27 protein-coding genes are annotated in these 25,692 nt (G+C 64.8%); 13 read left to right on the top strand and 14 right to left on the bottom strand.

The genetic code is table 11. The annotated features are described in order from the left end of the window. Positions 1–56 precede the first annotated feature (56 nt). The 7 genes from VK682_RS11560 to VK682_RS11530 all read right to left on the bottom strand — a co-directional run bounded on the left by VK682_RS11560 (position 57) and on the right by VK682_RS11530 (position 9,733). Entirely contained in the window at positions 57–1,610 is a 1,554-nt protein-coding gene (locus tag VK682_RS11560; RefSeq protein WP_324781913.1) for an ABC transporter substrate-binding protein, read from the bottom strand. 93 nt (positions 1,611–1,703) lie between these two features. Beyond that, complete coding sequence (locus VK682_RS11555; RefSeq protein ID WP_324781912.1) at positions 1,704–2,594, bottom strand: polysaccharide deacetylase family protein; 891 nt, start codon at positions 2,592–2,594, stop codon at positions 1,704–1,706. A gap of 12 nt (positions 2,595–2,606) precedes the next feature. Further along, on the bottom strand, positions 2,607–3,356 hold the full coding sequence (locus tag VK682_RS11550) for an SDR family NAD(P)-dependent oxidoreductase (RefSeq protein ID WP_324781911.1): 750 nt from the start codon (positions 3,354–3,356) through the stop codon (positions 2,607–2,609). Then, positions 3,353–5,365 (bottom strand): hydantoinase B/oxoprolinase family protein, encoded by a 2,013-nt coding sequence (locus VK682_RS11545; protein ID WP_324781910.1) that lies wholly within the window; start codon positions 5,363–5,365, stop codon positions 3,353–3,355. Before VK682_RS11545 ends, VK682_RS11550 begins: the two co-directional genes overlap by 4 nt. Then, positions 5,355–7,412 carry a hydantoinase/oxoprolinase family protein gene (locus VK682_RS11540; RefSeq protein WP_324781909.1) on the bottom strand — a complete coding sequence of 686 codons (2,058 nt, stop codon included), beginning with the start codon at positions 7,410–7,412 and terminating at the stop codon, positions 5,355–5,357. The genes VK682_RS11545 and VK682_RS11540 overlap by 11 nt, the downstream gene beginning before the upstream one ends. Continuing rightward, positions 7,412–8,221 (bottom strand): IclR family transcriptional regulator, encoded by an 810-nt coding sequence (locus VK682_RS11535; protein ID WP_324781908.1) that lies wholly within the window; start codon positions 8,219–8,221, stop codon positions 7,412–7,414. Before VK682_RS11535 ends, VK682_RS11540 begins: the two co-directional genes overlap by 1 nt. A gap of 597 nt (positions 8,222–8,818) precedes the next feature. Then, positions 8,819–9,733 carry an aminotransferase class IV gene (locus VK682_RS11530; protein ID WP_324781907.1) on the bottom strand — a complete coding sequence of 305 codons (915 nt, stop codon included), beginning with the start codon at positions 9,731–9,733 and terminating at the stop codon, positions 8,819–8,821. Positions 9,734–9,875: 142 nt separating this feature from the next. On the opposite strand from VK682_RS11530, the gene VK682_RS11525 reads away from it, so the two are divergent. Beyond that, positions 9,876–10,796 carry a LysR substrate-binding domain-containing protein gene (locus VK682_RS11525; protein ID WP_324781906.1) on the top strand — a complete coding sequence of 307 codons (921 nt, stop codon included), beginning with the start codon at positions 9,876–9,878 and terminating at the stop codon, positions 10,794–10,796. Here the strand turns inward: VK682_RS11525 and VK682_RS11520 are convergent. Then, positions 10,741–11,229: a GNAT family N-acetyltransferase gene (locus VK682_RS11520; RefSeq protein WP_324781905.1), complete on the bottom strand. Its 489-nt coding sequence runs from the start codon at positions 11,227–11,229 to the stop codon at positions 10,741–10,743. The genes VK682_RS11525 and VK682_RS11520 overlap by 56 nt on opposite strands. A gap of 157 nt (positions 11,230–11,386) precedes the next feature. Between VK682_RS11520 and VK682_RS11515 the strand changes: the two genes are divergently transcribed. Beyond that, positions 11,387–11,839: a GNAT family N-acetyltransferase gene (locus VK682_RS11515; RefSeq protein WP_324781904.1), complete on the top strand. Its 453-nt coding sequence runs from the start codon at positions 11,387–11,389 to the stop codon at positions 11,837–11,839. A 6-nt stretch (positions 11,840–11,845) separates the two neighbouring features. Here VK682_RS11515 and VK682_RS11510 read toward each other — a convergent pair whose 3' ends face one another. Beyond that, positions 11,846–12,298, bottom strand: coding sequence for a GNAT family N-acetyltransferase (locus tag VK682_RS11510; protein WP_324781903.1), 453 nt, complete (start codon positions 12,296–12,298; stop codon positions 11,846–11,848). Then, the gene (locus VK682_RS11505) at positions 12,295–12,792 is read right to left on the bottom strand and encodes a cupin domain-containing protein (RefSeq protein WP_324781902.1); all 498 of its coding nucleotides are present in this window, start codon (positions 12,790–12,792) and stop codon (positions 12,295–12,297) included. Before VK682_RS11505 ends, VK682_RS11510 begins: the two co-directional genes overlap by 4 nt. Positions 12,793–13,020: 228 nt before the next feature. On the opposite strand from VK682_RS11505, the gene VK682_RS11500 reads away from it, so the two are divergent. The 3 genes from VK682_RS11500 to VK682_RS11495 are packed head-to-tail and all read left to right on the top strand — an operon-like array spanning position 13,021 to position 14,778. Then, positions 13,021–13,953 (top strand): alpha/beta hydrolase family protein, encoded by a 933-nt coding sequence (locus tag VK682_RS11500; protein WP_324781901.1) that lies wholly within the window; start codon positions 13,021–13,023, stop codon positions 13,951–13,953. A gap of 43 nt (positions 13,954–13,996) precedes the next feature. Next, positions 13,997–14,284: a YbfB/YjiJ family MFS transporter gene (locus VK682_RS27350; RefSeq protein ID WP_380716709.1), complete on the top strand. Its 288-nt coding sequence runs from the start codon at positions 13,997–13,999 to the stop codon at positions 14,282–14,284. Beyond that, positions 14,218–14,778: a YbfB/YjiJ family MFS transporter gene (locus VK682_RS11495; protein ID WP_425262618.1), complete on the top strand. Its 561-nt coding sequence runs from the start codon at positions 14,218–14,220 to the stop codon at positions 14,776–14,778. The genes VK682_RS27350 and VK682_RS11495 overlap by 67 nt, the downstream gene beginning before the upstream one ends. Before the next feature lie 229 nt (positions 14,779–15,007). Here the strand turns inward: VK682_RS11495 and VK682_RS11490 are convergent, their stop codons facing one another. Further along, positions 15,008–15,304 (bottom strand): winged helix-turn-helix domain-containing protein, encoded by a 297-nt coding sequence (locus VK682_RS11490; RefSeq protein WP_324781900.1) that lies wholly within the window; start codon positions 15,302–15,304, stop codon positions 15,008–15,010. Positions 15,305–15,353: 49 nt separating this feature from the next. Then, complete coding sequence (locus VK682_RS11485) at positions 15,354–15,680, bottom strand: response regulator (RefSeq protein WP_324782005.1); 327 nt, start codon at positions 15,678–15,680, stop codon at positions 15,354–15,356. Between the two features lie 594 nt (positions 15,681–16,274). Between VK682_RS11485 and VK682_RS11480 the strand changes: the two genes are divergently transcribed. Genes VK682_RS11480 through VK682_RS11455 form a run of 6 tightly spaced genes read left to right on the top strand, consistent with a single transcriptional unit; the run spans position 16,275 to position 21,892 of the window. Continuing rightward, complete coding sequence (locus tag VK682_RS11480; protein WP_324781899.1) at positions 16,275–17,291, top strand: LacI family DNA-binding transcriptional regulator; 1,017 nt, start codon at positions 16,275–16,277, stop codon at positions 17,289–17,291. A gap of 27 nt (positions 17,292–17,318) precedes the next feature. Further along, positions 17,319–18,254 carry a substrate-binding domain-containing protein gene (locus VK682_RS11475; protein ID WP_324781898.1) on the top strand — a complete coding sequence of 312 codons (936 nt, stop codon included), beginning with the start codon at positions 17,319–17,321 and terminating at the stop codon, positions 18,252–18,254. Further along, on the top strand, positions 18,251–19,039 hold the full coding sequence (locus VK682_RS11470) for an ATP-binding cassette domain-containing protein (protein WP_324781897.1): 789 nt from the start codon (positions 18,251–18,253) through the stop codon (positions 19,037–19,039). The genes VK682_RS11475 and VK682_RS11470 overlap by 4 nt, the downstream gene beginning before the upstream one ends. After that, complete coding sequence (locus VK682_RS11465) at positions 19,039–20,043, top strand: ABC transporter permease (RefSeq protein WP_324781896.1); 1,005 nt, start codon at positions 19,039–19,041, stop codon at positions 20,041–20,043. Before VK682_RS11470 ends, VK682_RS11465 begins: the two co-directional genes overlap by 1 nt. Next, positions 20,040–21,104 carry a phosphotriesterase family protein gene (locus VK682_RS11460; RefSeq protein ID WP_324781895.1) on the top strand — a complete coding sequence of 355 codons (1,065 nt, stop codon included), beginning with the start codon at positions 20,040–20,042 and terminating at the stop codon, positions 21,102–21,104. The genes VK682_RS11465 and VK682_RS11460 overlap by 4 nt, the downstream gene beginning before the upstream one ends. Positions 21,105–21,127: 23 nt before the next feature. Next, a complete protein-coding gene (locus VK682_RS11455) occupies positions 21,128–21,892 on the top strand; it encodes a glutamine amidotransferase (protein WP_324781894.1) in 765 nt (254 codons plus the stop codon). Between the two features lie 48 nt (positions 21,893–21,940). Here VK682_RS11455 and VK682_RS11450 read toward each other — a convergent pair whose 3' ends face one another. Then, positions 21,941–22,819: a ribokinase gene (locus VK682_RS11450; protein WP_324781893.1), complete on the bottom strand. Its 879-nt coding sequence runs from the start codon at positions 22,817–22,819 to the stop codon at positions 21,941–21,943. Positions 22,820–22,851: 32 nt separating this feature from the next. On the opposite strand from VK682_RS11450, the gene VK682_RS11445 reads away from it, so the two are divergent. Both VK682_RS11445 and VK682_RS11440 read left to right on the top strand, forming a co-directional pair. After that, complete coding sequence (locus VK682_RS11445) at positions 22,852–23,694, top strand: BtpA/SgcQ family protein (RefSeq protein ID WP_324781892.1); 843 nt, start codon at positions 22,852–22,854, stop codon at positions 23,692–23,694. Further along, positions 23,687–24,352 carry a TenA family protein gene (locus VK682_RS11440; protein ID WP_324781891.1) on the top strand — a complete coding sequence of 222 codons (666 nt, stop codon included), beginning with the start codon at positions 23,687–23,689 and terminating at the stop codon, positions 24,350–24,352. The genes VK682_RS11445 and VK682_RS11440 overlap by 8 nt, the downstream gene beginning before the upstream one ends. Here the strand turns inward: VK682_RS11440 and VK682_RS11435 are convergent. Then, the gene (locus VK682_RS11435; RefSeq protein WP_324781890.1) at positions 24,322–25,428 is read right to left on the bottom strand and encodes a M20 family metallopeptidase; all 1,107 of its coding nucleotides are present in this window, start codon (positions 25,426–25,428) and stop codon (positions 24,322–24,324) included. The genes VK682_RS11440 and VK682_RS11435 overlap by 31 nt on opposite strands. Positions 25,429–25,692 lie beyond the last annotated feature (264 nt).

Raw genomic sequence — 25,692 nt, 5'->3', positions numbered from 1 at the left:
GGATGAAGGGGGGCGCCGCCGGTCAAGGCCCGGCGGCGCCCGGGGTCACGGAAGGATCAGTCCTCGAGATAGGCCCACCGCATGTCCTGACCGTTGCCGACCGGGCAGAAGCGGACATTGCGGACGTTGGACCCATAGGGCCCGAACCACTTGGTGTTGTAGATCCAGATGCCCGCGGCATCCTCATAGACCTGCGTGGTCGCGTCCGCGTAAAGCTGGGCCCGGACATCCTGATCGGTGGTCACCAGCGCCTCTTCCAGCATCGCGTTCACCGCGTCGTTGTGATAGTCCGAGACGTTCCGGGTGGGGGCGTAGCGCGAGGCGTAAAGCTCTCCGACCCAGTTGTTGGGATCGACGTAATAGGTGGACTTCCAGTAGGGGACCATGTCCGGCATGGTGTCCGGGTTCTGCATGTCGGAGGAGATCACCGGCCAAGGCGAGCTTTCGATCTCGACCGTGATCCCAAGCTGCGACAGCCCGTTCTGCATCAGCGCAGCGGCCTGTTCGGTCTCCGAGAAACCGGCCAGCGTGCCGATCTTGATCGTGCGGATCTCCTCGCCATGTTCGGCCTTGTAGGCGTCAAGGAATTCCTGCGCCTTTTCGAGATCGTAGTCATATCCGGGCACGTCCGGCGCGCCCCAGAGGTTGCCCGGCAGGATCGTGGGGTTGCGGGCCACGGTGCCCTGCATGATCTCGTTGATATAGCCGTCGTAATCGAAGGCGTGGACCATCGCCATGCGGAAGTTCTTGTCGTCCAGCGGTGCGCGGCCGTTATGCAGCGCGATGTGGAAGACCCGCATGGATTCTTCTTCAAAGATCTGCACGTCCTCGTCGGCCCGCAGGCGTTCCACCTGATCGGGGGCAAGGTAGCCGTCGAGCCCCTGATAGTCGCCGCGCATCAGGCCCTGAATGCGGGTGTTGGTTTCGAGCACGGTGCGGAATTCGATCTCGTCGAAATACTTGTCTCCCCAGCCCGCGAAATGCTCGGGAAAGCGTTCGCCGATGAAGCCGCGCGCCGGGTCGTAACGCTGCAGCATGTAGGATCCCGAGCCGGCGACATGGTCGATCATGTAGGCCTGCCCCATGTCGCCATCGACTTCGTTTTCCTGCACCAGCGTCGAATTCACCACAAGGATGTCGGGCACCAGCGCGGCGAAGATGGCCGATGGCTCCTTGAGGGTGAAGGCGACGGTATGGTCATCCACCGCTTTGGTCATGCCGGGGTCGATCATCGGCAGGAACAGCGAGCCCGCGCCGCGCTTGAGCGCCAGCATCCGTTCGAACGAATAGACCACGTCTTCGGCGGTCATGCTGGTGCCGTCGTGGAAGGTCACGTCGTCGCGCAGGGTGAAGGTCCATGTCAGCCCGTCCTCCGAAATGGAGTGATCGGTCGCCAGCCACGGGATCAGTTCCGGCGGGTTGTCGACCCAGCGATAGAGGCCGTCATAGAAGTTCAGCCGCGACGCCACGCGGGCCACATCGCGCACCGTGTGCGGGTCAAGCGTGTCATAGGCGGAATTGTTGGCGTGGACATAGCGGTCCTGCGCCATCCCATAGGTGGGAGTCATGAGGGCGAGTGCGGAGCACAGCGCCAGAACAGTCGTTTTCATGACGGTTTTCCTCTGTTGGGGGGGTTGTTTTCTTTGTATTGGCCGCACCGGAATGCACCGGAGCGGCGGGGGCCCCAAAGGGCCGGGACGGGCTCAGCCTTGTGTCTTCACCCAGTCCACGATTTCGGCATGGGTGGCGAACCAGACGCCCCCCTTGGCCTTGGCCAGCTTGATGAGCTCTTCAAAGATCCAGATCCGCGAGCGGTAGCCGGTGATGTGCGGATGCATCGTGAGCTGGAAAATCCCGCCCTCGGCATGCGCCGCCTCGAATTCCCTGCGAAAGATGTCGAAGACCGCCTCGGGCGGGGTATAGGGCCGCAGAGCGGAGAACCGGTTCATGTTGAAATAAACCGCATCGTCGCGGATCCATTCCACAGGCAGTTCCACCACGCCGGTATCCTCGCCATCAAGCAGCAGGCGGTAGCAGTCCACGTCCGCCATCAGCGAGCTGTCATAGGCAAGCCCCATGTCGCGGGTGATCTCCAGCGTGGCCTGCGAAAAATCCCAAGACGGCGTGCGGATTCCCACCGGGCGGGCGCCGCTGATCTTTTCCAGCATGTCGGCAGAGCGCAGCTGCAGGTCGCGCTCCACCTCCGGGGGCAGGACCGAGTTGCGTTCGTGGATCCAGCCGTGGATGGCGACCTCGTGCCCTTCGGCCACGAACATGCGGGTCTCGTCCGGATAAAGCTGCGCCACAACGGCGGGGACATAGAAGCTGGCCTTGATGTCGTGGCGGCGGATGATGTCCATGATCCGCGGAATGCCCTGCCGGTTGCCATATTGGCCCCGGCTCATGGCGCTGATGGAGGTGCCGCCATCGCGCAGGTCGTTGGTTTCGTGATCCACGTCAAAGGACATGGCCACCGCGCAGGTTGCGCCATCGGGCCAGTGCGCGGGCTTCAGCCGGTCGCCCGCGCGCACGCGGTCAACCTTGCCGCGCCAGATGTCTTCGGGCCAGTCCCATGGGTTTTCGGAATGGGTCATGATCTTGGATCCTCAGGGAAAAGGGTGGCCGGACACCGGCAGAACCTGCCCGGTGATGAACCCCGCCCGGTCCGATGCAAGAAAGGCGCAGGCGGCGGCGATGTCGGCGGGTTCGCCCAGACGGCGCATGGCGATGCTCTCGACCATCCGAGTCTGGCCCTCCTCGCCATAGCTCGCCCATTGTTTTTCATAGTCGGGCGACGTGCGCAGGAAGCCCGGCGCCACCGAATTCACCGTGATGCCGAAGGGACCAAGTTCCAGCGCCATCTGCCGGGTCAGGCCGATAAGCCCGTGCTTGGCCGAACAGTAGGACTGGATGCCCGTCAGGCTGGGTTTCAGCCCGGCCCCCGAGGAGATCGTCACGATCCGTCCAGAGCGGCGGGCCTTCATCGCGGGGATCACCGCCCGCATCAGGTTGAAGGCCGACATGACGTTGCCGTCATAGACCGACATCCATTCGGCATCGGTGACGTCTTCCAGCGGTTTTTTCGTGGTGCCGCGCACGCCACCGGCGGAATGCACCACCACGTCGGGGGCAAGCGGAGCGACCCGATCCTTCGCGGCGGCGAAATCCGCAAGGTCGATCACTTCGGTTTCCACTCCCGGAGTGGCGGCGGCAAAAGCGGCGAGCTCGTCCCCCAGAATGTCTACCGCGACGACGCGTGCGCCAGCTGCGGCGAATTCGGCAGCGATGCCTGCCCCGATGCCGCGCGCGGCCCCGGTGACAAGCACGGTCTGCCCAGTGAAATCAAACCGGATCATTCCGCCGCCTCCCGCATCTGCATGGAGCGCAGGAGCCCGGGCACGCGGGCCTTCACCGCCTCGATTGCCTCCCAGATTTCGGAGCCATCGCCCTTGCGGGCATTGTCGGGCAGGGAGGCAATCCTGTCGAACACCTCGCGTTTCACGAAATGGCGCCAATGGACCGGCATCATCGTCAGCGCCTGAGTCAGCGCGGCATAATTGGCATCGGTCCAGACCGCCTCATAGGCGCGGCGGCTGGCATTGTAGCTGTAGGTCGTGACCGGTGGAGTGACGTGGGATTGACGCAGCGCGTGGGTTCCGGCCTCATCCAGATGGCCCTCGCGGTCCACGACGACACCATACCGGCTTTGTGCCGCCTCCGGCGTGACCGAGCCGCGCAGCACGTCGCGCACCACAAGCTCGATGGGACGGGCGAAGGGGTCGCCATAGCCCGCACCCCCGCCGGAGGTCAGGTTGAAGATGTCGCCCGGTCCCATGCTCACCACATCGGTATTGCCAAGGTTGATCCGCTCGCCCTTTTGCGTGATGCGGGTGAAAAGCGACGGCGCCCCGGGTTCGCCGCCGGAGCCGCCCCATGCGGCAAAGGTCGTGCGGTCGCGGTTGCGCGCGGTGATGACGGTGTCGGGGGTGAAGACCTCGACCTCCAGCTCGGTCGCCATGCCGCCGCGGGCGGTGCCGGGGCCGCCGCTGTCGGGGACAAGACCGTAGCGGCGGAACTTGATGGGCACCTCGACCTCGTTGATTTCCACCGGCGTGTTCTTGAGAAAGGACGAATTCGCCCCAGACCCATCGGTGCCGTCGCCAAAGGCCGAGCCGCCCGCGCCGCCGGTGACCGGATCGATGGAGGCCATGGAAAGCCTGCCACTTGCCGCGTCGAAGGTCTTGACGTTGACGATGCCCCCGCCCCCCGCCGCGCCCACCGGCAGCCGGTCCGGGGCCGCGCCATGGAAGGCGCCCATGATCACGCCCTGCAGGCGCCCGCAGGTGAGCGAGCGCATCCCGACGGCGGCGGGATAGTCCGGATTCAGCACCGTGCCTTCGGGAACGATGCAGGTTGCGGCGCGCAGGATGCCGCCATTCAGCGGGATCGAGGGATCAAGCGTGTAAAGACAGTAATTGTAGCCCACCATCAGCAGGATATGCCGTGGATTGCCGCCGGTGGGCATGTTGAGCGCGGATTTGAGCTGCGGATCGGATCCGGTAAAATCCATGATCACGCCGTCGCCGCGCACCTTCAGCGTCAGGTCCAGGCGGACCGGCACACCGCCGGGACCATCCTCGTCGAGGTAATCCACGAACCTGAAATCGCCGTCTGGCAAGCCCGAGATCACTGCCCGCGCCCGTGCTTCGCCCACGTCCAGCAGATCCTCGATCCCGTTCTTCACGGTCTCGACGCCGAATTTCCGGATCATCTCGTGCATCTTCGCCTCGCCGGTGTTCACGGCGGCGATCTGGGCGTTCAGGTCGCCCCGGTTCTGCTCGGGCATGCGGACATTCAGCATCATCGTCTCGATGAGCTGCGCATTCATCACGCCGCGGCTGACCAGTTTGGTGGGCCTGAACCGGATGCCCTCCTGATGCACCTCGGTATTGGCGCGCGACAGCGAGGCGGGCACGGCACCGCCCATGTCGGTGTTGTGGATGTGCCCCACGGCAAAGGCGATGACCTCGCCTTCCCAGAAGATCGGCTTCCAGATGTGCATGTCCGGCGTGTGGCTGCAGACAAATCCCGAATAGGGATCATTGGTCACGCAGATGTCGCCCTCTTCATAGTGGTCGATCATCTCCAGCGCGCCTTTGTAATCAAGACCGATGAACCATGTCGCGCCAAGATCGCGCGGGCTGGCGAAGGTCATCCCGGAGGGGGTGACAAGCCCGGTCGTGAAATCCTCGGTCTCCTTCACGAAGGTGGAATGCGCGGTGCGGAACAGGGTGAAGGCCATGCTTTCGGCCACGGCCTGCGCGTGGTTCTCCAGCACTTTGAGGGTCACGGGATCAGTGCGCATCGGTGGTCTCCGAAAGAGCGAGGATCAGGTTGCCATGGCCGTCCACCTCGCCGGAAAAGCCTGCAGGGACGATGGTGGTGGTGTCGTCCTGCGCGATGACACAGGGACTGGCGAAGGTGGCGCCGGGCGTCAGGTCGGCCCGGGCAAAAAGCGGCACCTCGCGCCACGCTCCGTCAAGCCATGCGGTCATGGATATGGCGGCAGTGACTGGCCGGCAGACCGGCGCGCTGCGGGGCAGGGTGGGCTTGGCGGAATGACCGGTGACCACGAGGTTGATGGCGATGATCTGGATCGGCGCCTCCGGGTCCGCATGGCCGTAAAGGCGCCGGTGTTCGGCGTGAAAGGCCTCTGTCACGGGGGCAATGTCGCCCTTGGCAATCGCCGCCGCGTTGATCGGGATCTCGATTTCGAAGCTCTGCCCGCGATACCGCATCTCGCCCGAGGCATGAAACACCGGGGTGCCTTCGTAATGCTGTTCTTCCACCATCCAGTGGCGGGCCTTTTTGGTCAGGCGGCTGACGGTCGCGGCGATGCGCGGCGCCGTTTCTGGAACAAGGTCGTAATAGGCCGTTTCGGTGAAATCGTTGCGCACATCCGCCGTCAGCCCGCCAAGCGCCGACAGCACGCCGGGCGCGGGGGGCACGATCACCCGTTTCATGCCAAGGTCGCGGGCCAGAAAACAGGCCATCATCGGGCCGCCCCCGCCAAAGGCCAGCAGGCTGAACTCGCCCACGTCAATGCCCCGCCGCGAACAGAGCTTGGAGACCTCGCGGAACATTCCCGACACGGCGATCCCCACGATCCCCTCGGCGGTCTGTTCCAGCGAGGTGCCAAGCCGGTCCGCCAGCGGCTGGATCACCTCCACCGCCTTGGCGCGGTCGACAGAGACCATGCCATAACCAAGCGCCGACAGGTCCAGCAGGCCCAGCGTCACGAAGGCATCGGTGATCGTTGCCTGCGTGCCGCCCCGGCCATAGGCCGCAGGTCCGGGGGTGGATCCGGCGCTGTCCGGTCCCACGGTCAGCATCCCCGCCGCATCGATGCGGGCGATGGACCCGCCGCCTTCACCAATGGAGGTGACCGACACCGTGGGCACGAAGATCGGGAAATCGCCAACGACTTCATTCATCCCATAGCCGGGCTGGCCGCCGGTGATCAGCGCCACATCCGCCGAGGTGCCGCCGATGTCGAGGCTGAGGATCCTGTCCTCTCCTGCCTCGCGCGCCACGAAGGCGGCGCCCATGACACCTGCCGCCGTGCCGGACAGCAGCATCTCCACGCAGGCCGTTTTGCCGATCTCAACCGACATGATGCCACCGTTCGATTTGGTGATCATCGGCTCCGGCGTCACGCCGATGCCCGACAGCGCGGTCTGCAGCGCCCCCAGATACTGGGCCACGCGCGGCTGGACATAGCCGTGGATGACCGCTGTGGAGGTGCGTTCGTATTCGCGGATGATCGGGCGCACCTCATGCGAACAGAAGACATGCAGATCGGGGGCGATTTCGGCGATCAGGCGCTTGGCCTCCCGCTCGTGGGCGGGGTTGCGGTAGGAATGCAGGAAAGAGATTACCACGCCCTCGGCGCCGCGCGCTTTGGCGGCAGCGACGGCGGTGCGCAGGCTGTCCGGGTCCAGCGGGCAATCGATGCTGCCATCCGCCAGCATCCGTTCCGTGACGCCAAAGACGAGATCCCGGGTCACCAGCGGCTCTGGCCGGGACGACAGCAGGTGGTAGGGATCGGGCATCTTGAGACGGGCCAGTTCCAGCACGTCACAGAAATTCTCGGTGGTGAAAAGGGCGAGCCGGATGCCCTTGCGCATGATGATCGAGTTGATGCCGACCGTGGTGCCATGGGTGAAATAGGAGATGTCGCCGGGACTGATGCCGAAGCGGTCTTCCAGAGCCTTCAGCCCGTCGATAACCTCCTGACCGGGCCTGTCGGGTGTGGTCAGGACCTTGACGGTGCCGATGGTGCCCGCCGCCTCGTCAAATGCGCAGAAATCGGCAAACGTGCCGCCGATGTCCACGCCCACGCGATAAGCCATCACACGTCTCCCTGTGGTGTCAGAATGTCATTGGTGTCTTTGGCAGGCTCCGGTCGGTAGCCGAGGCGTGCGCTGATCCGGGCCGCGCCCTCCAGCACGGCGGCGAGCATCTCGTCGCGGCGCTGTTCGTAGCGGGCGGTCACGGTGGCCACGTCGATCACCGCCACGACCTGCCCCTCGGCGTTCCGGATCGGGGCGGCGATCCCGGCGCCGCCGGTGGCGTATTCGTCGACGATGGTGCCGTAGCCATCGCGGCGGATCCGCTCCAGCGCCGCGCGGATCGTGGTCTCGTCGGTCGGGGTCTTGTCGGTGAAGGGGCGCAGTTCGGTCCGGGCGAAATAGGCGTCGATCACCTCGGGCGGCTGGAAAGCCAGCAGGACGCGCCCCATCACCGTGCCATAACCGGGCAGCGAGGACTGGTCGGAGGCGTCATAGCGGATCGGCTGTCGGCTGACGGCCTTGGCCAGCAACCGGGCATTCTGCTGTTCGGTCCGGACACAGACAAACACTGTCTCGTCCAGACGGTCGCGCATGTCTTCAACGATGGGAACGGCGACGGAGGTCAGAAACCCGACATGCCCGCCGACCCAGCCGAAGCCCTGCCGGAAGGTTTCCACAATGGCATAGCGGTCGGTGGCGTCCTTCTTGACATAGCCGCGGGCGACCAGCGTCGCCAGCAGCCCGTAGGTCGAGGATTTCGGAGTGCCCAGTGTCGCCACCAGTTCATTCAGGCGCATCGGCTCGGTCCTGCCGGAGAGAAGCTCCAGAAGATCAAGAACACGGGCTGCGGATTTGACCTGATCGTTCATATATGTGAACCTTGTTCAGAATTTCATTCAGTTGATGAAATGTCGCCTCGATCTGTCAACAGATTTTTCGGCGGCCTTGCCGCAGCCGGGGTGAAACTAGGGCATGCCGCGATGCCGCATCAGGGTCAGACCGACTGGGGCGCATCACCGTTCTTGGGCAGCGGAAAAATCTGCATTTCAGAGTAAAAACAGCTGCTTTCCCGGTTGGGCGCCACCCTGCTCCGGGACCGCTGATCCGTTCCGCGCCGCGGCGTTACCGTTGGGGAAGTTAATTTTTAGACGCCCCCGAAATGGGCGAAATGCGAGACACCCTCCGGAAAGCACGCGATTCGCACCTGGGCGCAACGCCCGGTGGATGGCCTGCGGCGTGGCCGAACAGGCAACACTGGCTGCCGTGCCACTAGCGGACGGAGTCACATTTGCGGCTACCGTGGCGCGCTGTCCGGGGCCGAGCAGTGCCGGCGGGGCAGGCCAACGTAAGGCGAGGCTCCTCGACCCTATGGGCGAATTCAGCCAGTTTTCGTCCCTACCCTCAGCAATGGGGGGTAGGGCTTTGACCGCCTTCAGCCTCCTGTTCAGGTAGGTTTTGGCGTGGCGCTATGTAGAGGCGCACTCCCGGGTCGAAGCACGGAAGGCCGCGATCATTGCCTTGGTCACCGGTCCCACCGGCCATTCGCTGCGCTGACCCTGCCGATCAAGCGAGATGACGGGCCGGATCTCCACGGAGGTGCCGGTGACGAAAACCTCCTCGGCCCGGTCCAGATCCTCCAGTGTGATGGTGCTCTCGGAGACGTTCAGCCCTTCGCGCATCGCCAAGGCGAAGACATGGCGCTTGGTCAGGCTGTCAAGAAAGCAGGTCGGCACCGGCGAGACGAGCGTGCCCTCGCGGACCAGCACGATATTCGTGACGGTGGTCTCCGCGACATTGCCGTGGCTGTCCAGCATCAGCGCGTCGTCATGGCCGCTGCGGGCCGCCGCCGCGCGCGACAGCGTGCCGGTCATGTACAGGCCCGAGCATTTCGACGCGGTGGGAGCGGTATCCGGCGCGGGGCGCCGCCAGTCCGACAGAACCAGACGCAGCCCGCCGCCGCCTTCACCCAGGGCACGGTCCACGGGCCAGTCCCACGCGGCGATCGCAGTATGGATGCGGCACTTCTGCGCCGCGACCGACACGCTTTCGCTGCCTCGCCAGGCGAGAGGGCGGATATAGGCGTCACGCAGGCCGCTCGCCCAGAGAACCGCCTCTGTCGCGGTGAGCAGGTCTTGCATGGTCCAGGGCAGGGCATAGCCAAGAATTCTGGCCGACCGGTCAAGGCGACGGAAATGCTCCTCCGCGAGAAACACACGCCCGTCATAGGCGCGGATCCCCTCGAACACCGCCCCGCCCATGTGCAGCGAATGGGTCAGTACGTGCAGGCTTGCCTCGATCGACGGGATCAGAGAACCGTCGCGCCAGACATAGGTATCGGTATCGGGGCCGACAGAGTTTCCGGACGTAGACCCGTGCTGCATTTGTGGGCTTCCTCTCGCAGAATGACAGCGGCAGTGTCGGCTTTGGCCCGCGCTCTGACGAGTGAGCAGATTTCAGGAGAGCATGAGAAAGCATCGTTCGCCTCACGCTCCGGTCTGGGGCAGAACCTTTCTGTGGGGGAGCATGGACAAGAAAACACCCTATCGCCTGACCATCCCGCTGAACGCACTGCGCGCGTTCGAGGCAGCGGCACGGCATCGGTCGATCAAGGAGGCGGCGCTGGAGCTTGGCGTGACGCCGTCGGCGGTCAGCCACCAGCTGCGCGGCCTGGAGGATAGCCTGAGCCTGACGCTGATGCGGCGGGTCGGCCCGGCGCTGGAACTGACCGAAGCTGGCGCGCGGCTTGCCCCGGCCCTGACGGCGGGGTTCACGCAGATCATCGAGGCGGTGGGCGACCTGAAGCACGACCGTGGCAGTGGTCCCCTGCGCCTCTCGATGCTGCCGACCTTTGCTGCGCATTGGCTCTCACCCCGTCTGACGCGCTATCCGTTTGAGCGGGCGGGCTTCGATCTGTTGATCTCGACCACGCAGGAGGCGGTGGATCTGTCGGCAGGCGTGGCCGATGTGGCGGTGCGGCACGGGACCGGCTGCTGGGACGGGATGCGCGCTGACCTGCTGTTTCAGGAAACGGTCGGCCTGTTCGGTATGCCCGTGCTGGCCGGTCTGTGTGCAGACGACGTGCGTGCCCGGATCGCGGGCATGACCCTGTTCCTGTCGCAATACCGCAAGGAGAATTTTGCGCGCTGGAATGCGACGCTGCCGGGCGGCCCGATCCGGCCTGCGGCGGTGATGCGGGTGGACTCGTCCGGGCTTGCCCTGCGGGCCGCGATGGATGGCGCGGGCGTGGCACTGGCAGGGGCGGAGATTGCGGCGTTTGATGCCGAAACGGGGCGGCTGGCCGAGCTTTTTGCACATCGCGCTCCGACGGGCGGCGGCTATTATCTGGTCTATCCCGAGGCGTCGGCACGGGACAGGCGCATCCGCAACCTCAGCCGCTGGATGACCGAGGCGGCGGGGCAGCGGCACGGAGGTGCTTCTCCATGAACAGGCTGGCGGCGCTTTGGGCATGGGCGCCGAACTGGCCGCAGGCTGTGAAGCCGGACCGGGCATAGAGCCGGTGCGCATTGGTCAGCCGCGCGCCGCTTTCAAGCTTCAGCAGATTGTATCCTTCCTGCCTTGCAGCCCGTTCAACCGCCTGCAACAGGCGCGCGGCGATGCCCAGCCGGCGAGCTTCGGGGGCGACATACAGTCTTTTGATCTCGGCGAAGTCGCGGTGCAGGATCATTGCGCAGCATCCGACTGCGTGCAGATTCATACGGGCGATGAAGACGCGGGATTCCGGTGCCGCAAGGGGCGCAAGTGACAGGGCGCGCGGCGGCGGCTCCGGGAGCAGCGACTGCATGAGCTCATGCGCCGCCTGCAACAGCGCGCGTGCTTCCGGTGAGTTTGGGTCGTCAAGCCGCACAGCGATGTCCATGGCCGATCCTTCTTGCGGTCGCTGCAAATGTCGTAAGATCCCGGCTCTGCGCCAGGCAATTGAGGTTCTCTCACTCGTTAACAAATAGTCATCAGGCGACGGTTTTGCCCGTCTGTGGCTAGAATGCTCCCGAACGTCACCTCACAAAGAAGCCCCGATGACCGGCATTACCATCAGGCCGCTGACCCGCCACGATCAGGGCGTGTGGCAGTTCCTTTGGCACGAGGCGCTGGTATATTTTGGTGCAGACGATGCTGCGTTTGAGACCATGCCGGTGCTTTGGGACCGGCTGCTCGCGCCCGATGAGCAACTGAAGGGATGGCTTATCCTGTGGCATGGCGTTGCGGCTGGCCTCGCCCATGTCGTCCTGCGCCTGCACACGTTCAGCGCGCGGCCGGTCGGCATTCTGGAGGATCTCTGGATCTCGCCCCCCGCCCGCAGGCAGGGGCTTGCCGAAGCCTGCATTGCCCATCTGACCCGCGAGGGCTGCGCGCAGGGCTGGATCCGGCTGGAATGGGAAACCGATGAGAACAATCTGGTGGCGCAGGCGCTGTATGATCGGATGGCAGCCGCGGTGCCGGTGAAACGCTACAAGGTCGATTTGATCTGAGACTGTTCAGGTCAGAGTGATGCGAAAGCTGTCCCAAGGTGCAGGCTCGGCGAGTGTCTCGTAAAGCCGCCTTGCCGCGATGTTGTCCTGCGGGACCAGCCAGCGCAGATGCGTCCAGCCGCGCACCATGCCTATCTCGGTCAGCCGCCCGATCAGGGCGCGGGCAAGGCCGGTGCCCCGCGCCTCGGGCGCAACGAACAGATCGTCAAGCTGCCAGGCGTTTCGGCCCGAGATGATTTCGGGCAGGTCGAAGGCCAGCGCAAAGCCGAGGAGACCAGTACCGGCATCGGCACCAAGCAGCAGGATGTTCAGATCGGCATCGGCACTGGAAATCAGGCGCTGCGCGTCCGTCTTCAACATTTCGGACCCACCGGCGCCCATCGCCCTGCGGTATCCGGTGACCAGAGCCGCGAGCCCGGGGGCGTCGCTTTTCTGCAGCGGGCGGATACGCGGGGTCATTCACCACTCCAGTAGTCCACGGCATCACCCTGCCGGAACGAGGCTGCGACCCTGCGCGCCGCCTTGTCGCCGCCGGGGGCGGCCCCGGCAAAGACGGTGATCTTGCCGCTGTCGGGATATTCCATCACGTCGGGCTCGCGCATCGTGCTGATCGCGAGATAGCGCAGGGGCTGATCCCCTGTGGCGGTCAGCTGATGCGCGGTCTCGGCCCCGCCCGCCGGGCAGACCGCCACCATGCCCGCCGCGACCGCATGGCTTTCGGGGCCAAAGCGCAGCGTGCCGGTGCCGGAGAGGATCACGAACATCTCGTCATTGGCGTGATGGCTGTGGAAGGGCCATGCCGCCTTGCCGGGCGGCACCACGACCAGCCGGGCGCCCAGATGGGTCGCGCCAAGCGGTGCCGCGATGGCGGCCATCGCCGCCTCGAAACGGGTGCCATGATGCTGCGGCGACAGGGTCAGGTCGGTCAGGCGGATCACGGGGGACTGGGTCATGCGAAGGGCCTCCTGACTGCAGCGAAGCACCGGCCAGACGGATTTGGCAACTGAGATGCGTTCACGCGCCCACAAACAAAGCTCAGTTGGCCGCGGGCGGCGGTTGCCAGAGTCTGCTTGGCAAAGTGAGACGAGACGGATGAAATGCGGCGATCATTGCTTTGTCACGGGCGGCTGACGAAGGGTCAGGATGCCACAACTCCGGCGGGGCCGGGGCGCGTCCCCGTTATGCCCGATGAAGACTTCACGGTGCTTGCCGATGATGGCTATCGTCTTCACGGCAGCATCTGGCACGGAACGGGCGAGGGGCCTGTCGTTGTCATTCATGCCGCGACTGCGGTCAGGGCGCGATATTACGCCCGCTTCGCCGCTTGGCTTGCCGGGCAAGGCTGCACGGTTCTGACCTTCGATTATCGCGGCATCGGGGCGTCGCGCCACGGGACGTTGCGCGGCCTACAGGCCGGCTGGACCCATTGGGGCGACCTTGATGCCGGGGCAGTGCTGACCTACGCGCGGAGTCGCTGGCCAGGCCTGCCGCTGATGGCGGTCGGGCATTCGATCGGCGGCTTCACCCTCGGCCTTGCGCCTGCCTCGCTGCATCTGACGCGCATCGTGACGGTCGGCGCGCAATTCGCCTATTGGCGCGACTATGCGCCGAGCCACCGGCTGCCGATGTACCTGAAATGGCATCTCGTCATGCCGCTGCTCACTCGCATATTCGGCTATTTCCCCGGCGCAAGACTGGGCTGGCTGGAAGACGTGCCGCGCGGCGTGGCGCTGGACTGGGCCGGGATGGGCCCACGGTTCGAAGTCAGCGTGACATCAAACATTTCCCCCGCCGAGCTTTCCACGCGTCACGGCGTGACACAGGCGCGGCTTCTGGCCATAGGCTTGGCGGACGATCCTTTCGGAACCGAAGCTGCCACAGAGCGGCTGCTTGGGTATTATTCCAGCGCCGACCGGACTCATTTGCGCATCGCGCCAGATGGGTGCGGGGTGCCCGAGATAGGGCATTTTGCGTTTTTTCACAGCCGCTTCGAACAGACGCTCTGGCCTTTGACCACAGCATGGCTGCTGGACGGGCAAGTGCCCGGGGATGCCCCGGGCCGGATAGTTGCCCTGCCATCAGCCAGACAGGCGCCAGCAGCGACGGTTCCATGAAAGCTGCTGACCGCGGCCCGACGCGCCGCCGTCACCGGAGGAGATGCGGCGCGATAGTCTGGCCATTTTGGCGTTGGCCGTGGCGCTCGCTATCTGCCTCGGCATCGCGCGGTTCGCCTATGCGCTGCTGCTCCCTGAAATGCGGGAGGATCTGGGCTGGACCTATGCCGAGGCGGGCTGGCTGAACACTAGCAATGGCGCAGGATACCTGGCCGGGGCTTTGATGTGCGCGTCCGCGATTGCGCGCGCAGGGCCTTCCGCACTATGGCGGCTGGACTCTGGGTTTGCGTGTTCGTGCTTGGGCTTTGCGCGGCAACCCGGGAGACAGTAACCCTGAACGTTGCGCACGGACTTGCCGGGCTGGGCGGCGGTCTTGCCTTCTTCGCGGGCAGTGTCCAGTCCACGCAGATCGCACAACGGCACTCGGCAGCTGGCGCCTTGGGCCTGTTCTATGCCGGGCCGGGATTGGGAATAGTGTTTTCCGGCCTAGCAGTTCCCGTTGCGCTAAAGGTGTTTGGGCGGGGTTCCTGGTCCATTGCACGGACCGTGCAGGCTGGGCTCGCACTGGTGCTTGCTATCGTTTTGATGTGCCGCCGCGCGTCACTCAGGGCGGGGCCAACTCCGGTTCAGGCCGGCACAAAGCAAGGCAGGATCTGCTCCAGAATGATCTGGCTGCTCGGCGGCTATCTGATCTATGGCGCGGGCTATGTCGCCTATATGCTCTTCATGATTGCTTGGGTGCAGGATAGGGGCCGAGAGGCGGGGATTCAGGCAGCGTTCTGGGCGGTGATCGGAGCCGCCGCGATGGCGTCACCTTGGATTTGAACTCCGTTATTGGAGCGGCAAAATCACGGCACTGCCTTTTCAATCCTGAGCGGGGTCACGGCTGTAGCAGCCATCCTCCCGCACCCCTCTCTGCCAAGCTCGGAGCCTGATTGCCGCGCGACGGCCACCACCAGAAAGGCGATATGGCTCCGGTATTCGTCGTCATCAAGACCCCCTCCGACGGCATGCTTGAAGCTGTCTTCTGCGACTGCGGCGACAAGAAACACCGTCACGACGGCGACGAAGACGATGGCAACCAGCTGTCCAAGGACAGAGTGGGGCCACCAGTGCCTCGCCCCTCCACTACGTCTGGCGTGAAGAGGTAGCCCGCAAGGCGCACGGCCTGAATGTCGTTCGGCTTGTCCAGGGCCGCATCGATCTTTCGGGGGAGACGGCTGACGTCCACGCTCTGTTCGATCGGCCCGGCAAGTCCGGCATAGGTCATCGAGAGCAGATCTTCACGGCTGAGCACCCGACCGGGATAGCGGCAGAAGGCCAGAAGCAGATCGAATTCCGTGGTGGTCATCGTGACCCGGGTGTTGCTCGGGGTATGGACCTGCCGGCGCACCGGATCGTCACGCCAGCCGTCGAACCGCAGCGGCCTTTCGGGGCGTCGCACTGGGGAGGGAGGACCGATGCAGCAGGCTGCTGACGCGGGCGGGCACCTCGCGCGAGTTGAAAGGCTTTGTCACGTAGTCATCCGCCTTGATCTCCAGCCCGACGATGCGATCGGTTTCGTCTCCGAGCGCCGTCAGAAAAATCACCGGAACGTCGCAGTGGGTCCGCAGTCGGTGGCAAAGCTCGAGCCCGTCGGTGCTTGGTAACATGATGTCCAGAGTGGCGAGATCGACGGAGTCTTGCCGGAGGGGGAGTCCGTCTGAGTACCGTCGGTTGCGGTGGATACTCTCTATCCAGCCGCCTCGAGTGTCTGCGCCAGCATATCGCCGATCTCAACGTCGTCATCGACGATCAGTTGCCTGTTGCGGCTTTGCATTGATCATCCCCACCACTCCCTTCCCGTTTAAACCATTATCCTTTTCGCCGGATAGGATGAGATCTTTAGTTTTGTTGCAGTCGGCTGGTGCGGACCGGAAGGGCGGGTTTCCACCTCCTGCGCAATGGTCCGGTGGCTCCGCGATCAGTTTCTGACCGGATCGGACGGTTGCAGGTTCGGCCGCTGACGCGGCGCCTGCGGCCTTGCTCCGGCAGCCTCTCTGGCATGTACCGGCAGGCAGCGTGATTTTTGTGGGACGAGCCGGAGTTGTTCGAAGGGGTGACGTTCTGTCCAAGCGGAACCGATGGCTGCGGGGGCACCGCTCCGGAGGGCGGTTCGCTGTCTCCGGCGCGAAAATGCGCAGCAGGACAGCATGGGCCGGTACGGTCGGCAGTTTTTCCAGAGAGCGCTTTACAGGTGCCACCGAATCTGAATAGCCTTCAAGTAAATCAGTTTACTAAACCGATTTACTGTTCAATGTGGCGGTTATGGAAGGGATGGCATGGCAAATCTGCAGGACGTGGCCAAGGCGGCTAAGGTCTCGAAGACCACGGTCTCGCGCTATCTCAATGGCTCGCTTGACCTGCCCGAAAAGACCGCCGCTGCCATCAATGGTGCCATCAAAGCGCTGAACTATGTGCCCAATCCGCATGCCCGCCGCCTCAGCCTCGGGCGCTCCGACACCGTCGCGCTTGTGGTGCCCGACATCTCGACGCCCTTCTTCGCCACATTCGTGGCCGCGGTGGAGGCCGAAGCCGTCCGTCGGGGCCTGTCCCTTGCCCTGCATGCCACGCTGAACCGGCCCGACCGCGAGATGACCTATCTCGACCAGATCCGGCAGGGCCATGCCGACGGGCTGATCTTCATCACCAACCACGAGGGCAACAGCGCGCTGGCGGAAAGGATCAACCTTGCCGGCCCCTGCATCGTGGTCGACGAGGACGTGGCCGAGGCGCGGGTGCCGAAACTGTTCTGCGACAACGAGTCGGGCGGCTATCTCGCCGCGCGGCATCTGGCCGAGGCCGGACATCGGCATGTGCTGTTCATCGGCGGCGTCGATCAGATGATCAGCGGCGCGCGGCGCTACACCGGCTTTGTGCGCGGAATGCGCGACGTGGCGGGTGACGCGGCCCGGATCGAGCGCAGCTGCGGCACCTACACATTCGAGGCCGGACGCGCCGCCGGGCGCGCCTTTGCCGCGCGCGGCGCGGACCGCCCCACCGCGATCTTTGCCACCTCGGACGAACTGGTCATCGGGCTCTACGAGGTGTTGCGCGAGGCGGGCCTGAGCGTGCCACGCGACGTCTCCGTGGTGGGGTTCGACGATGTCGGCCCGCTCCATCTTTTTGCACCGGCCGTGACAGCGGTGCGTCAACCGGTCCGGGATCTGGGCAAGCGCGCCCTCGAGCTGCTGCTCGACCCCCGGCCGGAGGACACTGAAAGGCTCCCGCAAGAGGAGCTGCTTCCTGTCACGCTGATCGAGCGGGACTCCGTTGCGCCGCCGATCGGACAAGACTGACGCAATTTCCATCAGCGAGGACATGACATGCATTCCCCCTTCACCCGCCGCACGCTCGGCCTGCTTCTGACATCTTCCTTTCTCGGTGCCGCAGCGCTGCCTGCCACCGCGCAGGAGGACAAGACTTTCGCTCTGGTGCAGATCAACCAGCAGGCCCTGTTCTTCAACGAGATGAATCGCGGGGCTCAGGAAGCCGCCGAGACGGCTGGCGTCAATCTGGTGATCTTCAACGCCAACAATGACTCCGCCGCGCAGAACAGCGCGATCGAAACCTATATTCAGGAAGGCGTCGACGGGCTTGCCGTGGTCGCCATCGACGTGAATGGCATCATGCCGGCGGTCGAGCAGGCCGCAGCAGCGGGTATCCCCGTCGTTGCAATTGATGCCATCCTGCCCGAAGGCCCGCAGAAGGCGCAGATCGGGGTCGATAATGCCAAGGCAGGCGCCGATCTGGCCGCCTATTACAACGCGCAGGTCAGCGACAGCGCAAAACTGGGCATCGTCGGGGCGCTGAACTCCTACATCCAGAACGTCCGTAAGGACGGCTTCGAAGAGGCGCTGGACACAGGCAAGGTGACCGTCGCCGGCACGGTTGATGGCCAGAACGTTCAGGATGTGGCGCTTGGCGCGGCCGAGAACCTGATCACCGCCAATCCTGACCTCTCCTCCATCTACGCCACCGGCGAGCCTGCGCTGATGGGCGCCATTGCCGCCGTCTCAAGCCAGGGTAGGCAGTCGGACGTGGCGATCTATGGCTGGGATCTGACCGCGCAGGCGATCGATGCCATCGACGAAGGCTATCTCAAGGCGGTGATCCAGCAGGATCCGGCTGGCATGGGGGCTGCGGCGGTGGAGGCGCTGATCACGCTCTCGGAGGGCGGCGAGGTCGAGAGCGAGATCTCGGTGCCGGTGACCATCGTCACCCAAGAGAACGTCGACGACTTCCGCACGCTGTTCGAATGACCATGACCGCGACCGAAAAAACAGAGGAGGGGAGGGGGCATGCCCCCCTCCCGGCCACTCCGATCCTGCGGCTAAAGGGCATCCACAAGACCTTTGGCTCGCATCAGGCGCTGCGCGGGGTCGATCTCGACATCCGGCCCGGCGAATGCCTCGGCCTGATCGGCGACAACGCGGCCGGGAAATCGACGCTCTCCAAGGTGATCTCGGGCACCTATGTGCCCGATGAAGGCGAGATCGAGATGGACGGACGCAGGGTCCGCTTCGCCACCCCGTCCGAGGCGCGCGACCTTCATATCGAGATGGTCTATCAGGATCTCGCGCTCTGCGACCATGTCGACGTGGTCGGCAATCTTTTCCTCGGGCGCGAGCTGAAGCGGGGGCCTTTCCTCGACCAGACGCGGATGCTCGCGGAGGCCGAAAAAATGCTCGCCGCGCTCGAAATCCGTATTCCCCGCCTCACCGCCAAGGTCGAGAAACTGTCTGGCGGGCAGCGGCAGGCCATCGCCATCGCCCGCGCCGCCAGCTTCGAGCCCAAGGTGCTGATCATGGACGAGCCCACCTCTGCGCTCGCCGTGGCCGAGGTCGAGGCGGTGCTGGCGCTGATCAATCGCGTCAAGGCGCGTGGCGTCGCCGTCGTCCTGGTGACCCATCGGATGCAGGATCTCTTCCGGGTCTGCGACCGGGTGGCTGTCATGTATGAGGGCACCAAGGTGGCCGAGCGCGCCATTGCCGACACCAATCTGCAGGAACTCGTCGACCTCATCGTCGGCAAGGGAGGCCACTGATGGCGACCTATACCGAGCGGCAGGCCGGTTCGAAACTGGCCGATTTTATCTCTGAACATGCGCAGGTTCTGTCCATCGCGATGTTCTTCGTGCTCTGCATCCTGTTCTTCGGGAGCATGACGACCACCTTCCTCACGACTGGCAACCTGCTCAACGTGGTGCGGCAGGCGGCGCCGATCCTTGTGGTTGCCGTGGCTATGACGCTGGTCATCGCGACCTCGGGCATCGACCTGTCGGTCGGCTCGATGGTGGCGCTCATCAATGCCCTTGCGGCAATCGTCATGGCGGCGGGGCTGGGCTGGCCTGTCACCATCGTCTTGATGCTGATCGCGGGCGCCCTGATCGGCGGCGCGCAGGGCTGGTTCATCTCCTATCAGGGCATCCCCGCCTTCATCGTCACGCTTGCGGGGCTGTCGATCCTGCGGGGCATCGCGCTTTACATGACCGAGGGCTACTCGATCCCGATCCGGGATGCCGACGGGTTCTTCTGGCTCGGGCGCGGCGAGATCGCAGGCTTTCCGGTGCCGGCACTGATCGCCATACTTGTGGCCATTCTCGGCTTTGTCGTCATGCTGCGCACGCAATACGGGCGGCAGGTGATCGCCGTCGGCTCGAACATGGAGGCGGCGCGGCGGGTCGGCATGCCCGCCAAAAAGGTGCTGGCCTCGGTCTATGTGGTCTCGGGTCTTGCCTGCGCGGTCGCGGGCATGCTGATCGCGGCCCGGCTCGGCTCTGGCTCGTCCAACGCGGCGCAGGGTTTCGAGCTCCAGGTGATCGCGGCGGTGGTGCTGGGCGGCACCTCCCTGATGGGCGGCAAAGCGTCGATGACCGGCACCGTGCTCGGCACCATGACCATCGCGGTGATCGGCAACGGGCTGATCCTGATGCACATTTCGCCCTTCTTCACGCAGATCGTCACCGGCACGATCATTCTCGTCGCCATCTGGATGAACACCAAGCTGTTTGACCGCAACTGGCGCTTTGCCCGAAAGAAATCCGCATGAGCGAGCTGTCTTCCTGCCATGTCGGTTCAGGCATGGTGATGACCGTGGACGGACCCATCCCGTCGTCCCGTCTGGGTCACACGCTGATGCACGAGCATCTGCAGAACGACTGCCGGTGCTGGTGGAACCCGCCACAGGAGCCGGAGCGGGCCTATCTCGCCGAAGCGGAGGTCAGCATCGAGCTGCTTTCGGAACTGCGTCAGGATCCCTTCGTCAACAGGCATAACATCGCGCTGGATGACCTCGAGCTTGCCATAGAGGAGGTGAAGGCCTTTGCCGCGGTCGGCGGTCAGACCATCGTCGATCCGACTTGCCGAGGGATCGGGCGGGACCCGCTCAAACTCCGCCGCATCGCCGCCGAAACTGGCGTGCAGGTGGTCATGGGGGCGGGCTATTATCTTGCGTCCTCAATGCCGGAAACGGTGGCGGGGCTGGGCGTGGACGACATCGCCGACGAGATCGTGGCCGAGGCGCTGACCGGGGTCGATGGCACCGACGCAAAGATCGGGCTCATCGGCGAGATCGGCGTCTCGTCCGATTTCACCGCCGAAGAGGAAAAATCCCTGCGCGGCGCGGCGCGGGCGCAGGTGCGCACCGGGCTGCCGCTGATGGTGCATCTGCCCGGCTGGTTCCGGCTGGCGCACAAGGTGCTTGATATCGTCGAGGAAGAAGGGGGCGACCTGCGCCACACGGTGCTGTGCCACATGAACCCCTCGCATATGGATCCGGTCTATCAGGCGACGCTGGCGCAACGCGGCGCCTTCCTCGAATTCGACATGATCGGGATGGATTTCTTCTATGCGGATCAGGGCGTGCAGTGCCCATCTGATGACGAGGCAGCACGTGCAATCCTCGGTCTGGTCGAGGCAGGCTTTCTCGACCGCATCCTGCTGTCGCAGGATGTCTTCGTGAAGATGATGCTGACCCGCTATGGCGGCAACGGCTACGCCTTCGTGACCAAGCATTTCCTGCCGAGGCTGCTGCGCCACGGGCTCGACCCGGCCGCGCGCGACACGCTGATGGTGACGAACCCGCGCCGCGTCTTTGACGCGACGCTCTGATGATCTCCTGAAAGGACTACGACATGAGCACCAAGGTACTTCTGGTGGGCGAAAGCTGGACGACCTCGGAAACCCACTACAAGGGCTTCGACCAGTTCGGTTCGGTGCATTTCCACACCGGGGCCAAGCCACTCCTTGACGCGCTGAAAGGCAGCGCGTTCGACATCGACTACATGACCGCGCATGAGGCCGCCGAGGGGTTTCCCTTCGAGATCGCCGGTCTTGATGGCTATGACATCATCATCCTGTCGGACATCGGCGCCAATACCTTCCTGCTGCCGCCCGATGTCTGGCTACGGTCGAAATGTGTGCCGAACCGGCTGCGCCTGCTGAAGGACTGGGTCGCAAAAGGCGGCAATCTGATCATGATGGGCGGCTATTTCTCGTTTCAGGGCATCGATGGCAAGGCGCGCTGGCGCAAGACGGCGGTTGAGGACACACTGCCGGTCACCTGCCTGCCGTGGGACGACCGCGTCGAGATCCCCGAGGGCGCCGTGGCCGAGATCACCGCTCCCGGGCATCCGGTGATGGCGGGCCTTACCGGCACCGCATGGCCGCCGATCCTTGGCGTCAACGAGGTCGAGCTGCGCGACGGAGCCGAAGTTCTGGCCAAGCTCCCGGACGAGCAGGGCGGCCACCCGCTGCTGGTTCTGGGGCAGCACGGGGAAGGGCGCACCGCTGCATGGACGTCGGATATCGGGCCGCACTGGCTTTCGCCCGAATTCTGCGAATGGGAAGGCTACGCACTGCTCTGGAAGAATGTGTTCGGCTGGCTTGTCGCGCGCTGATCCAGCGTGTGGGGCGGGGCAGGGGCTTTGCCCCGCCCCGAGGCACGTTCAGTCCGCGAGGATCGCCGCCATCTCGGCCCTGTCCGGGAAGGCGGCGACGGTGCCGGGCCGAGCCACTGTCCGTGCCGCCGCCTGTGCCGCATGGGTGAGTGCCCTTGCGTCAAGCTGGCCTCCGCGCAGCATGGCCGAGGCCAGCGCCACGGCCATGAAGCAGTCGCCCGCGCCGGTGGTGTCGATCACCGTGCAGGGCTGCGCCGGCACCTCGCTGCGTGTGTCCCTGCGGATCAGCGCCGCGCCGCGGCCACCAAGGGTCAGCACCACGTCCTGCACCCCTTCCGCCAGCAGCGTCTCGACACCGCCAAGCGCCTCGGCCTCGCCTTCGTTGACGAAGACCATGTCGACCAGCGGCCAGAGCCTGCCGAAATACGGTTGCAGGGGTGACGGGTTGAGCGCGGTACGCAGGCCCAGCCCATGGGCATGGCGCAGGGCGGCCTCGGTGGTCTCGGCCGAAAGATTGCCCTGCATCACCAGCAGGTCGCCCGGCGCGGCCCCCTCCAGCGCAAGGCGCGCCTGCGCAGGGCTCAGCGCCGAGGCGGCTTCGCGCGTCGTGATCACGGCGTTTTCGCCCGCCTCAGCCATGAGGATGATCGAAAAATCCGTGGCAACCTCTTCGAGCACGATCAGCTTGGCTTCGAGCGGCTCGACCGCCAGACGCCGGGCGATTTCGTCGCCCCGCGCGCCGCGCCCGACCGCCGCCGCGAACCTGCACGCCAGCCCGGTCCGTGCCATGGCCACCGCCTGGTTTGCGCCCTTGCCGCCAAGATCGCGGGAGAGGGTGCTGCCGAAAATCGACGCCCCTGGCCGGGGAAAATCCACGATGGAGAGCGTCTCGTCGAGTGCCACGTTGCCGATGACGAAGGCCTTCATCATATGTTCCTTCTTACCTGAAAGGTCTTGAAATGCAGCTCATCTCCGACCGGACTGCCGGTGCTATCAGAGATATCTTCGGACGCGACAAGGCATTGATCGGCATGATCCATTGCCCGCCCTTCCCGGGGGCGCCGCGTTACCGCGGCGAGACGCTGGACGCCATCTACGACATCTGCATGCGTGATGCCGAACGGCTCGTCGAGGGGGGCCTGCACGGGCTCATCGTCGAGAATCACGGGGATATCCCATTTTCCAAGCCGGAGGATATCGGCCCCGAGACGGCGGCCTTCCTGTCGGTGATCACCGACAGGATCAGGCGCGCCTTCGGGGTGCCCATGGGCATTAACGTTCTGGCCAACGCACCGCTGCCCGCGCTGGCCACGGCGGTGGCCGGGGGCGCCGATTTCATCCGGGTGAACCAGTGGGCTAATGCCTATGTCGCTAACGAGGGGTTCATGGAAGGTCGTGCCGCCGAGGCACTGCGCTACCGCGCGCTGCTGCGCGCCGAACGGGTCAAGATTTTCACCGACGCCCATGTGAAGCATGGCAGCCACGCCATCGTGGCCGACCGCTCGATCCCGGAACTGACCCGTGACCTCGCGTTCTTCGACAGCGATTGCATCATCGCCACCGGCCAGCGCACCGGCAACAGCGCCACAATCGAAGAGATCGAGGAGATCGGCGGCGCGACCCACCTGCCGCTGCTCGTCGGCTCGGGCGTGACCGAAGACAATATCCTCGAGATCCTGAAGCGTACCAATGGTGTGATCGTCGCATCCTCGCTGAAGGAAGGTGGCGTGTGGTGGAATCCGGTCGATCCGGCGCGGGTGAAGAGCTTCGTCGCCGCCGCGCAGGAGGGGCTCGATGCCTGAGCCCCTCAGCAACCGCATCCTCGCCGAGAACGCGCAGGTCTTCGAAGCCATGGTCTCGCACCGTTTCGTGTGCGACATTGCGGCGGACCGTCTGCCGCCCGAGGTTTTCGACCGGTACCTGCTGATCGAGGGCGCCTTTGTCGAGACCGCCATCGCCATTTTCGGGTATGCGGTGGCGAAGTCCTCGGAACTGGAGGACAGGCGCAAGCTGATCGCGTCTCTGGATGCCTTAGCCAATGAACAGATGCCCTATTTTGAAAGGGCCTTCGCCCGGCGCGGTCTGGGCGCGGATCCGGCCCTGCAGGCCGAGCCCCGCGTCGCGGCATTTCGCGACGGCATGCTGGAAATCGCCCGGGAGGGCGATTTCCCCGCCATCGTCACCGCCATGTTTGCCGCCGAATGGATGTACTGGACATGGTGCCGTGCCGTTTCGGAGGCTCCGATGCGTGATCCGATGGTTCGCGACTGGGTCGAGATGCATGCCGCTCCGGGATTTGCCGCGCAGGCGCGCTGGCTGCGCGACAGGCTCGATGCCTTGGGCGACGACATGACGCCCGCGCAGCGGGATAAGGCGGTACGGATTTTCGGTCATGTGCAGCAGCTCGAAATCGATTTTCACGCGGCCGCCTATCCTGCCGAAGCAATCAGCGCGGCGTAGATCTCGACCGCTTCGGCCAGCCGCGAAAGGCGCACGTATTCATCCGTGCCATGCGGCTGGTCCATCCCGCCGGGACCGAGGATCATCACCGGCGGATCGCCAAGCGCGGGCTTGAGAATCGAGGCATCGGTGAAATAGGTCGCGCAGGAGAGGCTGTCCTGTCGGCCGGTGATCCCGCGCGCGCTCCGCGCTGCGGCGGCGAACCACGGATTTTCCGGATCAGTCCAGACCGAGGCAAGGTCGAGCAGGGTCTCGATGCCGATTCCGGCATCGCAGCGCGCAGCGATCTCGGCGGTGAGCTCCGCATGTGAGATGCCTTCTACAGAGCGCAGGTCTACGGTCAACTCACAGAGATCCGGCACCGAATTCACGTTGATTCCGGCGCGGATCGTCCCGAGATTGCAGGTGGCACGGCCCATCTGCGGATGGAATGTCTCGGGCTGGTAGGCGCAGAGCCGCGCCAGCGTGGGCGAGAGCGTGGCGATGGCATTGACGCCCAGTTCAGGCGTCGCGCCATGCGCGGTGCGCCCTTTGGCGGTCAGCTTCAGCCAGAGCGCGCCCTTGTGGCCGGCAAGCGGCTGGTTGTCAGTCGATTCTCCCACCACCAGCGCACCGGTTTTTGGCAACCTGCCTGCTTCAGCGAGCCAGCGCGCCCCATCGCAGCCCGTTTCTTCCCCCGCCGTCAGGATCACACCGGTGCCCGTCTTTGACGCATTTCGCGCCGCCGCGACCAGAAAGGCCGCGATGCCGCCCTTCATGTCGCTGCTGCCGCGCCCGTAAAGCTGGTCGCCCTCGATCCGCCCCTCATGCGGGGGATGCGTCCAGGGCGCGCGGCCCAGCGGGACGGTGTCGAGATGACCTGAAAACACCAAGCCCCCCTCCGGGCCGCGCTGTGCCACGAGGCTGCTGCGCCCCTCGCCATGCGAGATCAGGTGACAGTCAAAGCCGATGCTTTCGAGCAGCCCCGCGCAGTAGCGCATGGCCTCGGTTTCCCGGCCCGGAGGATTGATGGTGTCAAAGGCGACGAGCCTGCGCGTCAGTGCGGTGACATCGGAAAGTTCGGAACGCGGCATCATGGCGTGGCGCGCTCCGGATGCGCCGTGTCATGCGTCCGAGACGAACGGGCCGGGGCGGGGGGCGTGGTCATGTCATTCTCCTGATCTGGTGGCCCGCACAGGAACAGGCTCAAGGTCTGGCCCGAAGGCTAAAAGGTCCGGGGCCGGTTAGTAAACCGGTTTATTTCCTTTCATGCGCGGAGACCCATGCCATTTTGCAGCTCGCTTGAAATCTCATCAGCGGAGGGCGGCGCCTCCCCTCGCGACCATCTGCGCCACTGCGCC

The organism is Salipiger marinus (genome assembly GCF_035481585.1).
Taxonomy (GTDB): domain Bacteria; phylum Pseudomonadota; class Alphaproteobacteria; order Rhodobacterales; family Rhodobacteraceae; genus Salipiger; species Salipiger marinus.
The sequence above is the reverse complement of the archived record's forward strand: the minus strand, read 5'-3'. Positions and strand labels throughout refer to the sequence as shown.

What these genes read in the sequence shown, in the direction of transcription:
- VK682_RS11560 (WP_324781913.1), bottom strand. Translation starts at nt 1,610, where the DNA reads ATGAAAACGACTGTTCTGGCGCTGTGCTCCGCACTCGCCCTCATGACT.
- VK682_RS11555 (WP_324781912.1), bottom strand. Translation starts at nt 2,594, where the DNA reads ATGACCCATTCCGAAAACCCATGGGACTGGCCCGAAGACATCTGGCGC.
- VK682_RS11550 (WP_324781911.1), bottom strand. Translation starts at nt 3,356, where the DNA reads ATGATCCGGTTTGATTTCACTGGGCAGACCGTGCTTGTCACCGGGGCC.
- VK682_RS11545 (WP_324781910.1), bottom strand. Translation starts at nt 5,365, where the DNA reads ATGCGCACTGATCCCGTGACCCTCAAAGTGCTGGAGAACCACGCGCAG.
- VK682_RS11540 (WP_324781909.1), bottom strand. Translation starts at nt 7,412, where the DNA reads ATGGCTTATCGCGTGGGCGTGGACATCGGCGGCACGTTTGCCGATTTC.
- VK682_RS11535 (WP_324781908.1), bottom strand. Translation starts at nt 8,221, where the DNA reads ATGAACGATCAGGTCAAATCCGCAGCCCGTGTTCTTGATCTTCTGGAG.
- VK682_RS11530 (WP_324781907.1), bottom strand. Translation starts at nt 9,733, where the DNA reads ATGCAGCACGGGTCTACGTCCGGAAACTCTGTCGGCCCCGATACCGAT.
- VK682_RS11525 (WP_324781906.1), top strand. Translation starts at nt 9,876, where the DNA reads ATGGACAAGAAAACACCCTATCGCCTGACCATCCCGCTGAACGCACTG.
- VK682_RS11520 (WP_324781905.1), bottom strand. Translation starts at nt 11,229, where the DNA reads ATGGACATCGCTGTGCGGCTTGACGACCCAAACTCACCGGAAGCACGC.
- VK682_RS11515 (WP_324781904.1), top strand. Translation starts at nt 11,387, where the DNA reads ATGACCGGCATTACCATCAGGCCGCTGACCCGCCACGATCAGGGCGTG.
- VK682_RS11510 (WP_324781903.1), bottom strand. Translation starts at nt 12,298, where the DNA reads ATGACCCCGCGTATCCGCCCGCTGCAGAAAAGCGACGCCCCCGGGCTC.
- VK682_RS11505 (WP_324781902.1), bottom strand. Translation starts at nt 12,792, where the DNA reads ATGACCCAGTCCCCCGTGATCCGCCTGACCGACCTGACCCTGTCGCCG.
- VK682_RS11500 (WP_324781901.1), top strand. Translation starts at nt 13,021, where the DNA reads ATGCCCGATGAAGACTTCACGGTGCTTGCCGATGATGGCTATCGTCTT.
- VK682_RS27350 (WP_380716709.1), top strand. Translation starts at nt 13,997, where the DNA reads ATGCGGCGCGATAGTCTGGCCATTTTGGCGTTGGCCGTGGCGCTCGCT.
- VK682_RS11495 (WP_425262618.1), top strand. Translation starts at nt 14,218, where the DNA reads ATGGCGGCTGGACTCTGGGTTTGCGTGTTCGTGCTTGGGCTTTGCGCG.
- VK682_RS11490 (WP_324781900.1), bottom strand. Translation starts at nt 15,304, where the DNA reads ATGACCACCACGGAATTCGATCTGCTTCTGGCCTTCTGCCGCTATCCC.
- VK682_RS11480 (WP_324781899.1), top strand. Translation starts at nt 16,275, where the DNA reads ATGGCAAATCTGCAGGACGTGGCCAAGGCGGCTAAGGTCTCGAAGACC.
- VK682_RS11475 (WP_324781898.1), top strand. Translation starts at nt 17,319, where the DNA reads ATGCATTCCCCCTTCACCCGCCGCACGCTCGGCCTGCTTCTGACATCT.
- VK682_RS11470 (WP_324781897.1), top strand. Translation starts at nt 18,251, where the DNA reads ATGACCATGACCGCGACCGAAAAAACAGAGGAGGGGAGGGGGCATGCC.
- VK682_RS11465 (WP_324781896.1), top strand. Translation starts at nt 19,039, where the DNA reads ATGGCGACCTATACCGAGCGGCAGGCCGGTTCGAAACTGGCCGATTTT.
- VK682_RS11460 (WP_324781895.1), top strand. Translation starts at nt 20,040, where the DNA reads ATGAGCGAGCTGTCTTCCTGCCATGTCGGTTCAGGCATGGTGATGACC.
- VK682_RS11455 (WP_324781894.1), top strand. Translation starts at nt 21,128, where the DNA reads ATGAGCACCAAGGTACTTCTGGTGGGCGAAAGCTGGACGACCTCGGAA.
- VK682_RS11450 (WP_324781893.1), bottom strand. Translation starts at nt 22,819, where the DNA reads ATGAAGGCCTTCGTCATCGGCAACGTGGCACTCGACGAGACGCTCTCC.
- VK682_RS11445 (WP_324781892.1), top strand. Translation starts at nt 22,852, where the DNA reads ATGCAGCTCATCTCCGACCGGACTGCCGGTGCTATCAGAGATATCTTC.
- VK682_RS11440 (WP_324781891.1), top strand. Translation starts at nt 23,687, where the DNA reads ATGCCTGAGCCCCTCAGCAACCGCATCCTCGCCGAGAACGCGCAGGTC.
- VK682_RS11435 (WP_324781890.1), bottom strand. Translation starts at nt 25,428, where the DNA reads ATGATGCCGCGTTCCGAACTTTCCGATGTCACCGCACTGACGCGCAGG.